The organism is Erythrobacter sp. RANMB8, from assembly GCF_056848235.1.
In genome coordinates this window covers 360,876-373,066 of sequence record NZ_JBREHG010000001.1, presented here as the reverse complement: position 1 = coordinate 373,066, position 12,191 = coordinate 360,876, and the positions used below count along the sequence as shown (strand labels likewise).

The window sequence follows — 12,191 nt, the reverse complement described above, 5'->3', positions numbered from 1 at the left end:
ATGCCACAATTTCCGGAGCATCCGGACGCGATCACGCCCGCCTTCTGGGCCAGCGTGCTGGGGCGTGCGCCTGCCGCGTGGCGGTGGGAGGCGATCGGCACCGGGCAGGTGGGCGATTCGGTGCGCTTCACCTTTGACTGGGACGGGGGGGAAGGGCCGCCGACGCTGGCGGGCAAGTTTGCCGCTGCCGATCCCACCAGCCGCGGCACGGCGGCGATGCTGGGGCTCTATGCGAAAGAAGTGCGCTTCTACCGCGAACTCGCCCCGCAATTGCCGGTGCGCACGCCCGAAGTGCTGTTTGCCGGCATGGCCGATGATGGCGGCAGTTTCTTCCTGCTGTTCGAGGATTTGGGCCCGGCGCGAGGGGGCAACCAGATTGCCGGCTGTTCGCTGGCCGATGCCCGCGCCGTGATCAGGCAGGCCGCCGCGCTCCATGCGCCAAGCTGGCACAATCCGGCGATGCTCGATCTCGACTGGCTGCAACCCGATCCCGCCGCCGCCGCGCAGGTCAGGGCGCTCTATCCCCAAGCGCAGGCGGTGTTCCGGGAACGCTATGCCGGCGTGCTGGAGCCTGAATACATGGCCCTGTGCGAGGCGCTGGCCGAAGTCACCGCCGCGACCGAGCGCGTGCACGACAAGGTCAGCCTCGTCCATGGCGATTTCCGGCTCGACAATGTGCTGTTCGACATCAAGGGCGGGGCCGAAGGCGTGGCGGTGCTCGACTGGCAGACGCTCGCCATCGGCAATGGCCTCACCGATGTGGGCTATTTCCTCGGCTGCGGGATCGGCGACACGCTGCGGCGCGCGCATGAGCGCGAATTGCTGGAGCTTTACTGCGCCGAAATGACCGCACGGGGCGTGCCGCTGAGTGTGGAGGCGATCTGGCGCGATTATGTGCTGGGCGCGCTCCACGGCGTTTCCACCGCGGTGTTCAGCGCCGCTTTCGTGGTGCGCACCGAGCGGGGCGATGCCAATTTCCTGTCGATGGCCCGCGGCGCCTGCGCGCTGTGTCTGGAACACGGCAGCCTTGATCTGATGACGAAGGGATAGATGATGGCTTTGAGCCGCGGCGATGATTACCCGCTCCACCAGACGCCCGATCCGGTTGCCTATGCGGGCACGGACCGCAATTTCTACGACCGCTATTTCTTCAACGGCTACGCGCCCGATGGCGAGGGGTTTTTCGCGGTCGCCTTCGGGGTCTATCCGCACCTTGACGTGGCCGACGCGCATTTCTGCGTGGTGCGGGGCGGCGTGCAGCACTGCCTCCACGCCAGCCGCCGCCTGGGCATGGAGCGGATGGAACTGGCCTGCGGGCCGATCCGGATCGCAATTGTCGAGCCGCTCCACCGCCTGCGGGTGATCGTGGAAGGGGAGGGGCTGGCCGCCGACATCACCTTTACAGGGCGCGCCTTCCCGATCGAGGAGCCGCGCTTCACCTGGCGCATCGGGCCGCGCACGGTGATGGATTACACCCGCCTCACCCAGAACGGCCATTACGAAGGCTGGATCGAAGTTGACGGGGTGCGCACGGTGCTCGCCCCCGGCACAGCCGGCACGCGGGACCGCAGCTGGGGCGTGCGGCCGGTGGGCGCGGCCGATCCGCAGGCGCCGGCGCGGGTGCCGCAATTCTTCTGGCAATGGACCCCGATCAACCTGCCCGCCCGCAGCATCTTCTTCCACCTGAATGCCCATGCCGATGGGACGCCGTGGAACACCCGCGCCGTGATCGCACCCGATGGCAACGGCCCCGAAGCCTTCACCGAAAGCCACACGCCGCACCTTGCCACGCAGCTTGCCCCCGGCACCCGCTGGCCCGCTGCCAGCACGCTCGCCATCGGCGGGGAGACGATCACGCTCGAACCCGTCAGCCGGTTCCAGATGCGCGGGCTGGGCTATACCTCGCCCAAGTGGGGTCACGGCATGGACCACGGCACGCTGGCGGTGGAGCGCGAGGATATCGACCTTGCCACCATCGACCCCGCCCGGCCCGACAACCTCCACGTGCAGCTGCTGTGCCGTGTCACCACCAGCGCGGGCGAGCGCGGCATGGGGGTGTTCGAACAGCTTGCCATCGGCGATTACGCGCCGCTGGGGCTGACGGGCATTGCCGATGCGCCCTGACACGAAGCAGCCGTAACCTTTCGCCGCGCCCGCACGAATGACGCGCAAACGCGCGCGGCATGTCGCTGCGTGCCGCACCAACACACAGGGGAATACCATGATCGCCGCCGCCCTGCGGATCAGCACCGCCACCGCCGTGCTGGCCGCCGCCAGCCTGTTGCCCGCCGCGCCTGCCATGGCGCAGCAGGCGGGGATCGAGATCGTGGTGGTCGATGCCGAAGGCGCGCCGGTCGCCGGGGCCGAGGTTGCCATTGCCAACCCCGCCATCGGTCTTGCCCGCACCCTGCGCACCGATGCGCGCGGCACGGCGCGGCTGGACGGGTTGAGCACGGCGGGCGAATATCTCGTCTCGGTCCCCGCGTCGGATCGCTACGCCGCGCTCGCCGCGCAGCCGGTGGAACTGCGCGCCAACTTCGCCCGCAGCGTGATCCTGCAACTCGCGCCGGCTGACGGTGCCGGCATCACCGTGACCGCCGCCCGCGCCATTACCGGGCTCAACACCGCCAATGCCGAAATTTCCGCCTCGCTGGGCCGCGAACAGCTGGTCGCGCTGCCGATCGAGGGCCGCGACGTGCTGGGCGCGCTGGTGCGCCTGCCCAATGTTGTCCCCTCCACCGGGTTCTTCCCCGAAGCGCCCTCGATTGCGATCAACGGATCCAACGGCCTCGATACCAATTACCTGATCGACGGGCTGGACAATAACGAGAACTTTCTGGGCGGGATCAAATTCCCCGTGCCGCTGGGCTTCACCCGCGAAGTGACCGTGCTGGCCAATTCCTACTCGGCGGCTTACGGGCGCACCGCCAATGGCATAGTTAACTATACCACCCCTTCGGGCAGCAATGAATTTACCGGCGAGGTCTATTCCCTGATCCGACCCGGCAGGCCGCTCGACTCCCGATCGCCCTTCCCCCGCCGCGACCTGTCGGGCAACCCCGTTGGCGAGAGCTTCGAACGCTATCAGGCAGGCTTCGCCGTGGGCGGGCCTATTGCCCGCGACAAGACCTTCTTTTACGCCAATTACGAATATACCCGCGATCGCAACACGCAGGTGGTGGATGCGCCGACGCTGGGGATTGTCGACACCGTCACCGGCAACAACACCTTCCACCTCGCCTCGCTGCGGATCGACCACCGGCTGACCGCGGACTGGACGCTGGGCCTGCGCGGCAACATTGGCCGCGTCACCATCGACCGGCCCGGCGGCGGACTGGGCGGGGGCAATGCCACCTTCCCTTCGGCAGGGTCCACGCAGGACCGGTTCTCCACGCTGCTGGCTGCGACCGCGAGCTATGCCGGCAATGACTGGTCTTACGACGGGGCGGTGCAGTTCAGCCGCTTCCGCTGGGATTATGGCGAGGCGGCGGGCGCGCCGGGGCCGCAGGTGGTGGTGCGCGACCCCAGCGGGCTGGTCGCCGCGGTGGTCGGCAACCCCGGCTTCGTGTTCGATAATCTTGAAGAGACATGGCAGACCACCCACCGGCTGCAACGCGCCTTCGGGGCGCACACCCTGCGCTTGGGCGCAGATGTCATCCGGTCCGATTTCGCGCTGCTGGGCGGGGGCAATCCGGCGGGCAATTTCACGGTTGATCTCACCGCCGCGCAGCTCGCCAGCCTTGCAGGGCGGGGCCTTGCGCTGGGGGCGCAGGATGTGCTGGCGCTCAATCCCGTGGTGGCGAATTACGCGGTCGAACTGCGCCCGCAAAGCTTTGGCACGGGGCAGACGCTGCTGGCCTTCTATCTTGAGGACCAATGGCAGCTGTCGCCCACGCTCACCGCGACGCTGGGCCTGCGCTGGGATTACGACACCCTGACAGAACAGGGCGGCGGCAATGGCGATGCCGACAATATCGCGCCGCGCCTCGCGCTCAACTGGCAGCCCGATGCGCGATCATCGGTGCGCTTCGGCGCGGGGATTTTCACCGGCAAGCTGTCCTATGCGGTGGTGTCGGACGCGCTCCAGCGGAACACCACCGCGCCGGGTTTCCGCGCGCAGCTTGCGCAATTGCAGGCGGCAGGCGCGATTCCGGCGGGGGTCGATCTCGATGATCTGACCTTCGACGGCAACCTCACCGTTACCCCGCCCTGCGCCACCGTGGCCGCCTGCCCGACCCCTGCACAGGTGCAGGCGCTGCGCGATACGGCGACGCTGGGGGAGGGGCGGATTCTCAGCCCCACCGGCTATGACAATCCATGGAGCGTGCAGGTCAGCGGCGGATACCAGTATCAGGCGACAGGCACGCTGACCCTGTCGGTCGATGCGCTCTACAGCCGCTCGCGCAATCTGGTGCGGCTGCGCGATCTGAACGCCCCTGCGCCCTTCTCGCCCAACCTTGCCAATCTGACCGATGCCAACATCGCGGCCCTGCGCGCCCTGCCCGACAATGCGGCGCGGTTTGCGCTGGCGCAGAGCCTTGGTCTGGTGCGCTCGCAGGCGGCTGCCGATGCCTCCCGCCCGGTGGCGCTGGTGGCGGGCGGAGCGCGGCAGATCACCGTTTCCGAAACCGAAGGCGAGGCCGAATATCTCGCGCTGATCCTGCAAGCCAACAAGGCGCGCGGCGATGATGATTACGCCTTCCGCGTCAGCTACACGCTCTCAAGCCTGAAGAACGATACCGACGACATCAATTTCCGCGCTGCGAACGCCAATGATTTCAGCACCGAATGGGGCCCATCGGCGAATGACCGGCGGCACGTGATTTCGGCGGTGGGATACCTCTATCCGGCAGAAGGGCTGACTCTGACGCTGGCGGGGCTGTTCCAGTCGGGCCAGCCGGTCAATCTGGTGCCCGATGCGGCGATTTTCGGGACGCAGGATCTGAACGGCGACGGGGCGAGTTTCGGCGAGAACTTCCTCGGCAATTCGGACCGCTATCCGGGCGAGGGGCGCAATTCGGCGCGCCTGCCGTGGTCGGCGAGCATCGATGTGGGGGTGCGTTACGCGCTGCCGGTGTTCGGGGGGCGGATCGAGGCGAGCGCGGATGTGTTCAACATCCTCAACGCCAACAACCAGAGCGGCTTTGCCAATGCCGCGACCACATCGAACCAGATCCAGCTGGGCGGCGGGGCGCCCCTCGTGCAGCGCAATGCCGGCCCGCCGCGGCAGTTCCAGTTCGGGTTGGGATACAGGTTCTAGGCTGCACCGACATTCAGCGCTGACGGCCTGCAAATGGCCCGCTTTCCGGCATTCCGGTGCTCACGGCCAATAAGGCCGCTGCGCTCCGGGTCCGGAAAATCGCACCATTTTCGGCTCGTCATCATCTGAATGTCGATACAGCCTAGGGCCACTCTAGGTCCGTCTAGACCCCCTCTAGGCCCCTTTCAGGCCTGTTTACGGCGATGTTTCACGTGGAAGCGAAGCTCTACGGAGTAGAAACATCGCTTTGCACGGCGACCATGTAATCGACGATGGCGGGGATCGCTGCGGGGTCGATCGGGGCCTTGTAGACCTCGACCATCTTGGCCACCTGCTTCTCCCAATTTTCGCGGGAAACCTTGGGCTGCTGGAGCATGGTCGAAGGCGAATGGCAGGCGGTGCAATTGGCGATCACCGCATCGCGCCCCGGCAGATCGGGCAGGTCCATCGGATCGTCGGGCAGGGTGATGCTGGCATCGGCAAAGGTGACCTCCGGCTGGCTGTCACACGCGGCGATCAGCAGCGCGGGGAGGAGTATGGCGAGGCGTTTCATCGTGCCCTCAGGGTGATGCGTTCGATCACGTTGCGGGCATAGCCCGAAGGGTTCCAGTTCAGGGTTTCGGGCTGCACCGCGCCCTTGGCATTCTTCGCCCGCACGCCGATTTGTTCAAAATCGCCAGCCACTTGCGGCAGGTTCACGCGCCAGCGGCGGAAGGCATAGGGTCCTTCGTCCGGCCCCAGTTCGCAGGGAATCTCCCAGCCCTTCCCGACCAGATCGACCCGCTCCAGCGCGGCATCGCCGCCCATCGCGATCCCTTCAAGGGTCAGCGGCTGGCCCATCGCCACCACGTCCCCGTCAGCATGGCTGGTGATGAATGCCCGCGGCGGCATCGCGGTGATCTCGACCGTCGGGAAATCCTTGTCCTCGGGCGTGATCGGCTGCGCGGGCATGCGGTAGGACTTGGCGACGTAATAGCTGTCATCCGCGCCGGTCAGCACCTCGATGGTGGCGAGCATCTTGACCCAATAGGTCGAAAACCACCCCGGCACCACGATCCGCAGCGGGAAGCCGTGGAGGATCGGCAGCGGTTCGTCATTCATCGCCCAGGCGACCAGCACATCGTCGCGATTGGCGATGTCGAGCGGGATCGACTTGATGAACTGCGGCGCGCCTTCCATCATCGGCACGTCGAGCCCGGCAAAACGCACGCGGGCAGCCCCTTCGGCCACGCCCGCCTTGGCGAGCACATCCTTCAGCCGCACCCCGGTCCACTTCGCGCAGCCCATCGCGCCGTTGCCCCACTGGGTGCCGGTGACCCGCGGTTCGGAGAGGCCCCGCCCGTTGCCCGCGCACTGGTTGATCGCGACGACCGAGACATGCTCTCCGGCAGCGGCGATTTCGTCGAGCGTCAGCGACACCGCCCGCTTCACCGCGCCGCCCACCGCGACACGGTGATCGGCGGCCTTCACGCTGGTCGGCATGTCCCAGTTCCAGCGCACGAACATCCGGTCATTGGGGGTGATCACGCCTTCGCGGAACACGCTCATCGGCGCTTCGAGCAAGGGCGGGCGGATGCGCTGGACGATCATTTCGCCCTTGCCGGGGAAGGCGGGGGCGGTGGGGCGCAGGCTCGGCCCGCCGGGCAGGCCGAGGTCGATCATCCCGCTCTGCGCCACCTTGGCCAGCACCGGTGCAGCCAGCGCCGCGCCGCCGACCCCGGCCAGCAGCGCGCGCCGCGAGACCTGCTTGCTTTCGCCCCTGCTATTGGTCGTCACACCCTCTCCCCTTCCAGCCGCGCGGTCAGCGCGCCGATATCGGCCACCGCCAGCCCGTGCGCTGCGATCAGATCGCCGATATCCTCCAGCCGCGCCATCTCGCCATCGTCGCGCATGATCGAACAGATCACCGCAGCATCGCCCGCCCCGGCGAGCCGCGCAAGATCGATCGACGCCTCGCAGGCCGAAGGGCGCGCCCGCACGCCGCCTTCCTGCGCGATCAGCGGGAAGACATGGCCGGGCGAATGGATGTCTGCCGCGCTCGCCCCTTCGGCAATGGCGACCGCCACGGTATGCGCACGGTCGGCGGCGGAGATGCCAGTGGAAACGCCGCTCGCCGCCTCGATCGAGCGGGCAAAGGGGCGGCCGGTCTGGCGCTCGGTGCCGGGGTTGACGAGGGTGAGGCCCAGCTGCGCGGCGCGCTGCGGGGTTACCGCAAGGCAGATCAGCCCGCGCCCGTGGGTGGCCATGAAGTTGACGATCTCGGGCGTGACATGGCGGGCCGCGCACATCAGGTCGATGTCGCCGCCGCGCAGCCGGTCACCTGCGATCACCACGATCCGCCCGGCGGCAATCCGGGCCAGCGCCTCGTCGAGAGCGGCGGCCGCGTTCACGCCAGATCCCTTCCCGCAGCAAAGCTCTTCGCGCCCAGCACCACCTGCCGCCCGACCAGTTCGAGCTGGCCCCGCGCCCGTTCGTCAAGGCATTCGCCATCGGGGGAGAACAGCCCGCGATAGGTGCGGATCGTTGCCCCCATCGGGGTCGGCCAGCCGCGCAGGGCATGGGTGATGGCGCGCATGGTCAGCAGCGTGCTCATCGAAGCCTGATCGCCGAAAGCGGTGGCGATCAGCCCCACGGCGCGGCCATCGAGATAGGGGCGTTCATCGCGGGCGAGGTCTTCGAGATAGTCGAGCGCGTTCTTGACCACGCCGGAAATCGTGCCGTGATAGCCGGGCGCGGCGATCAGCAGGCCATCGGCCTCGCGCACCGCGGCGACCATCTCCGCGCCCTGCGAAGGATCGTGCTGCGGCCCGAGATAGTGGGGCAGGGCGGTGAGATATTCCCCGCCGAACACCTGCACCTCGGCCCCGCCTTCGGCCGCGACGCTGGCGGCAAGGCGCAGCGCCTGTTCGGTCGAGCTTCCGGGGTTGACCGTGCCGCCAAGGGCTACGATTCGGGTCATTGGGCAGGTGTCCTTTCGGTGAGATAGGTTTCGAGCCGCGCCGTTTCTGCGGGCGTGAAATGCAGCCCCAGCTTGGTGCGCCGCCACAGCACGTCTTCGGCGGTGCGGGCCCATTCGCGGGTGACAAGGTAATCGACTTCTGCCGCCGTCAGCCCGTGGCCGAAATCCTCGCCAAGCCCGGCTGCCGACGCGGCATCGCCGAGGATGTCCCACGCGCAGGTGCCATAAAGCCGGATCAGGCGGGCGGCCCCGGCCTCGCCGATGAAGGGATAGCGCGCCGCCAGTTCCCGCGCCTTGGCAGGGGCCTCGCTCCGGCCGAAATCGCCGCCGGGCAGCGGGTGCTTGCCGGTCCATTCGGGCTGGGCAAGCGGGGGGCAGAACGGCATCAGCTGGCGCAGCGCGGCGGCGGCAAGTTCGCGGTAGGTGGTGATCTTGCCACCGAACACCGACAGCAGCGGCGCATTCCCGTCAGTCCCGCCGTCGAGTTCGAAGCGGTAGCCCCGCGTCGCGGCCTCAGGCCGGCCCGATCCGTCATCCACCAGCGGGCGCACTCCGGAATAGGTCCACACCACATCATCGGGCGTCACCGGCGTGCGGAAATACTCGCTGGCGCCTGCGCACAGATAGGCGATTTCCTCCGGGCTGGCGCGCACTTCGTCCAGCCCGCCGGTGTGATCGACATCGGTGGTGCCGATCAGGGTGAAATCCTGTTCGTAGGGGATGGCGAAGAAGATCCGCCCGTCGGGCAGCTGGAAGAAATAGGCATAATCGTGATCGAACAGCTTGCGCACCACGATGTGCGACCCCCGCACCAGCCGCATCCGCTGCGTGGTCGGCTCCCCCGCCTTGCCGAGCAGGTCGAGCACCCGTGGCCCTGCGGCGTTGACGATGGCGCGGGCGCGGAACTGCTCGCCGCCCGCCGTGGTGATCAGCCAGCCGGTGCCTTCGCGTTCCAGCGCGGTCACCTCGCAGCGGGTGCGCACCTCGGCCCCGTGATCGGCAGCATCGCGCGCGTTCAGCACCACCAGCCGCGCATCATCCACCCAGCCATCCGAATAGGCGAAGGCGCGGGTGTATTCGGGCTTCAGCGGCGCACCGGCGGCGTGGCGCGCCAGATCCACGCTCTGCGCGGCGGGCAGGTATTTGCGCCCGCCGATATGGTCATAAAGGAACAGGCCAAGCCGCAGCAGCCAGCGCGGGCGCAGGCCCGGTCGGTGGGGCAGGATGAAGCGCAGCGGCCAGATGATATGCGGCGCGATGCCCCACAGCACCTCCCGCTCGGTCAGGGCCTCGCGCACGAGGCCGAATTCGTAATGTTCGAGGTATCTGAGCCCGCCATGGATCAGCTTGGTGGAATTGGACGAGGTGCCCTCTGCCAGATCGCCGCGTTCCAGCAGCAGCACCTTCGCGCCGCGTCCGGCAGCGTCGCGGGCGATCCCGGCGCCGTTCACGCCGCCGCCGATCACCGCCAGATCGTACACCTGCCCCATCATACCATCCACCACGCAAAACCGATCGCCACGCCAAGCGATGCCAACGTCGCCGCCAGCACCGGCATCACCGAACGCCAGCCAAGTTGCAGCAGCAAGTCAGTGCGGGTGCGCATCGCGGTTGCCGTCACTGCCAGCAGCAGCAGGGTCTTGGACGCGGTCAGCGCATGGGCGGCGAGCGCGGGGGGCAGGGTGATCACCGAATTTACCCCGACCAGCGCGAGGAAGGCGAGGATGAAGCCCGGCAGCAGCGGCACCCGCGCTGTGCCGCCGGCATCGGCCAGCGGTTCGGCCCGCGCAATCCACAGCGCTGCCAGCGTCACCAGCGGGGCGAGCAGCGCCACCCGCGTCAGCTTCACCACAGTCGCCTGCGCACCGGCACTGTCCGATACGGCGAAGCCTGCGCCGATCGCCTGCGCCACATCATGGATCGATGCGCCGACGAGGAACCCCGCCTGCGCATCGGTGAAGCCGAGCATCTGGGTGAGCGCGGGATAGGTGGTGAGCGCGATGGCGCTCGCCGCAGCCAGCACCACCAGCGTCAGGGTGAATTGCGCCTGATCGATCCGTTCCCGCCCGATCACGCCGTACAGCGCCAGCGCCGCCGATGCGCCGCAGATCGCGGTCGCCCCGCCGCCGAGCAGCCCTGCCGAAACGCTCTGCCCGGTGGCGCGCGCGGCGAGCAGTGCGGCGAGGATCGCGGCGGCCATCACCAGTGCCAGGCCAAGGAACGGCACGGCGCCCATATTGGCGACCTGCATGGCGGTAACCTGAAACCCCAGCAGCACGATCCCGGCGCGAAGGCCATGGCGCGAGACCGCATCGAGCCCGTCATGCGTGCGCGGATCGCCCGCCGCGAAATTGAGCGCAAGGCCGAGCAGCAATCCGGCAAGGATCACCGGCACAGCGTAATTCTGGCTGAACCACGCCGCCGCCGCCGCTGCGATCGCGCAGATCGCAAGGCCCGGCACGAAGCGCGACAACGGCTTGCGCGCTGCCTTGGCAGCCGCGGCCGCTTCGGTATCGGCGAGCATCATCTCGCCGAACAGATCGCCCGCGAAGGCATCGAAATCGGGCGCGGGTTTGCCCTTCATCGGGTGTCAGCCTTGCCCATCGCGCCTTGCAAAAACCTCTGTTGTCGCGTTTTCTGTCTTACGGTGTCATAACCCTATCGCGCCCGCCGCGCCATTGCAACCGCCCGCGCCCTTTTCAGGTGGCGACAGCGAGCGCGCCCTCGTCCCGCCGGATCACCGGCAGCAGCCACTGGAACCACCCCAATGCGATCAGATAGGAGGTCGAGGCGAACACGAACAGCGGCACGAAGCCCAGCCCCGCATCGAGCACGCGGCCCGCGACCAGACTGATCGCGACCCCGCCCATATTGCCCATGAAGGCGCCGAACGCGGTCACCCGCCCGACTTTCGCATTGGGCACGACATCGGTGATGGTCGAGAACAGGGAAAGCGAAAAGCCCTGATGGCCCGCCATCACCACCCCGATCATCACCGCCACCGGCCAGAACGAATCGAGCTGCAACACCAGCGGCAGCGGCGCGACGATCAGTGCAGAGACCAGCATCACGCCCTTGCGCACGCGGTTGACGCTCCACCCGGCCTCCAGCAGCCTTGTCGAAGCCCAGCCCGCCAGCAACGCGCCGAGGCCCGATCCGGCAAAGGCAATCGCCAGCGGCACCGCCAGTTCAAGCGTCGAGAGGCCGAATTCCTTGCGGTAATAATCGGCCAGCCAGAAATTGATGAACCACCAAGTCATGTCCGACAGCGCCTTGGCGACGACGATCGCCCAGGTCTTGCGATTGGCGAGGATCGGGCCGAAGGCGGCCGCGCTTTCGTCTGCCGCCGGGCTGTCTGCCACCGTGCTCTCGCGCAGCTGGGCAAGGCCGCGGGCCAGCCACATCCACGCGGCCAGCGACACGAGCCCGCCGATCCCGCCCGCCACCAGCGCCCCGCGCCATCCCACGGCAAGCGCCAGCGCCGGGATCACGAAGGGCATGGCAATCGTCCCCGCGCCGGCCAGCAGGGTGGCAAAGCCGAAGGCAAAGCTGCGCTTGTCGGGCGGGAACAGGCTTGCCACGGTCTTGATGGTGAGCGGCGTCTGCACCGCCTCGGTCACGCCAAGGCCCATGCGCGCCGCCACCACCTGCCAGGTCGTCAGCGCCCAGCCATGCGCCATTGCGGCAAGGCTCCACGCGGTCGCGCCCACCTGCATCGAACGGTGCACGCCCAGCCGGTCCACCAGCCAGCCGGTGAACAGGAAGGCAAAGGCGGCGGAAAACTGCGTAACCGCCGCCAGATCGCCGAAGTCGCTGTCGGTCCAGCCGAAATCGGCCATCATGTCGGGTTTCAGAATGGCGATGATCGGGCGGTCCATCGCGTTGAAGACGCCCGCGATGCACAGCACCGTGAACAGCGACCAGCGCAGGCGCGCGGACAGGGGCGAGGGATTGGCGTCCATCACGGGTTCC

Annotated in this window: 10 protein-coding genes; 3 read left to right on the top strand and 7 right to left on the bottom strand. The window is 67.9% G+C overall.

The genetic code is table 11. From position 1 onward, the window contains the following. The 3 genes from ACU0AG_RS01660 to ACU0AG_RS01650 all read left to right on the top strand — a co-directional run bounded on the left by ACU0AG_RS01660 (position 1) and on the right by ACU0AG_RS01650 (position 5,260). Positions 1-1,050 carry a phosphotransferase family protein gene (locus tag ACU0AG_RS01660; RefSeq protein WP_482780517.1) on the top strand — a complete coding sequence of 350 codons (1,050 nt, stop codon included), beginning with the start codon at positions 1-3 and terminating at the stop codon, positions 1,048-1,050. Next, positions 1,051-2,124 carry an Rv3169 family protein gene (locus tag ACU0AG_RS01655; protein WP_482780516.1) on the top strand — a complete coding sequence of 358 codons (1,074 nt, stop codon included), beginning with the start codon at positions 1,051-1,053 and terminating at the stop codon, positions 2,122-2,124. Positions 2,125-2,221: 97 nt separating this feature from the next. Then, positions 2,222-5,260, top strand: a complete 3,039-nt coding sequence (locus ACU0AG_RS01650) for a TonB-dependent receptor (protein WP_482780515.1) — start codon at positions 2,222-2,224, stop codon at positions 5,258-5,260. A 226-nt stretch (positions 5,261-5,486) separates the two neighbouring features. Here the strand turns inward: ACU0AG_RS01650 and ACU0AG_RS01645 are convergent, their stop codons facing one another. The 7 genes from ACU0AG_RS01645 to ACU0AG_RS01615 form a co-directional block, all read right to left on the bottom strand. Beyond that, the gene (locus tag ACU0AG_RS01645) at positions 5,487-5,813 is read right to left on the bottom strand and encodes a cytochrome c (protein WP_482780514.1); all 327 of its coding nucleotides are present in this window, start codon (positions 5,811-5,813) and stop codon (positions 5,487-5,489) included. Then, positions 5,810-7,036, bottom strand: coding sequence for a molybdopterin-dependent oxidoreductase (locus ACU0AG_RS01640; RefSeq protein ID WP_482780513.1), 1,227 nt, complete (start codon positions 7,034-7,036; stop codon positions 5,810-5,812). The genes ACU0AG_RS01645 and ACU0AG_RS01640 overlap by 4 nt, the downstream gene beginning before the upstream one ends. After that, on the bottom strand, positions 7,033-7,650 hold the full coding sequence (locus ACU0AG_RS01635) for a 3,4-dihydroxy-2-butanone-4-phosphate synthase (protein WP_482780512.1): 618 nt from the start codon (positions 7,648-7,650) through the stop codon (positions 7,033-7,035). The genes ACU0AG_RS01640 and ACU0AG_RS01635 overlap by 4 nt, the downstream gene beginning before the upstream one ends. After that, positions 7,647-8,219 carry an NADPH-dependent FMN reductase gene (locus ACU0AG_RS01630; RefSeq protein WP_482780511.1) on the bottom strand — a complete coding sequence of 191 codons (573 nt, stop codon included), beginning with the start codon at positions 8,217-8,219 and terminating at the stop codon, positions 7,647-7,649. The genes ACU0AG_RS01635 and ACU0AG_RS01630 overlap by 4 nt, the downstream gene beginning before the upstream one ends. Then, entirely contained in the window at positions 8,216-9,712 is a 1,497-nt protein-coding gene (locus tag ACU0AG_RS01625; protein ID WP_482780783.1) for a glycerol-3-phosphate dehydrogenase, read from the bottom strand. Before ACU0AG_RS01625 ends, ACU0AG_RS01630 begins: the two co-directional genes overlap by 4 nt. Then, the gene (locus ACU0AG_RS01620) at positions 9,709-10,803 is read right to left on the bottom strand and encodes a YeiH family protein (protein ID WP_482780510.1); all 1,095 of its coding nucleotides are present in this window, start codon (positions 10,801-10,803) and stop codon (positions 9,709-9,711) included. The genes ACU0AG_RS01625 and ACU0AG_RS01620 overlap by 4 nt, the downstream gene beginning before the upstream one ends. Positions 10,804-10,918: 115 nt before the next feature. Continuing rightward, complete coding sequence (locus ACU0AG_RS01615) at positions 10,919-12,181, bottom strand: MFS transporter (protein WP_482780509.1); 1,263 nt, start codon at positions 12,179-12,181, stop codon at positions 10,919-10,921. Positions 12,182-12,191 lie beyond the last annotated feature (10 nt).

Bases quoted from the DNA above. Each gene is read 5' to 3' on its own strand.
- ACU0AG_RS01660 (WP_482780517.1), top strand. From the start codon at position 1: ATGCCACAATTTCCGGAGCATCCGGACGCGATCACGCCCGCCTTCTGG.
- ACU0AG_RS01655 (WP_482780516.1), top strand. From the start codon at position 1,051: ATGATGGCTTTGAGCCGCGGCGATGATTACCCGCTCCACCAGACGCCC.
- ACU0AG_RS01650 (WP_482780515.1), top strand. From the start codon at position 2,222: ATGATCGCCGCCGCCCTGCGGATCAGCACCGCCACCGCCGTGCTGGCC.
- ACU0AG_RS01645 (WP_482780514.1), bottom strand. From the start codon at position 5,813: ATGAAACGCCTCGCCATACTCCTCCCCGCGCTGCTGATCGCCGCGTGT.
- ACU0AG_RS01630 (WP_482780511.1), bottom strand. From the start codon at position 8,219: ATGACCCGAATCGTAGCCCTTGGCGGCACGGTCAACCCCGGAAGCTCG.
- ACU0AG_RS01625 (WP_482780783.1), bottom strand. From the start codon at position 9,712: ATGATGGGGCAGGTGTACGATCTGGCGGTGATCGGCGGCGGCGTGAAC.
- ACU0AG_RS01620 (WP_482780510.1), bottom strand. From the start codon at position 10,803: ATGAAGGGCAAACCCGCGCCCGATTTCGATGCCTTCGCGGGCGATCTG.
- ACU0AG_RS01615 (WP_482780509.1), bottom strand. From the start codon at position 12,181: ATGGACGCCAATCCCTCGCCCCTGTCCGCGCGCCTGCGCTGGTCGCTG.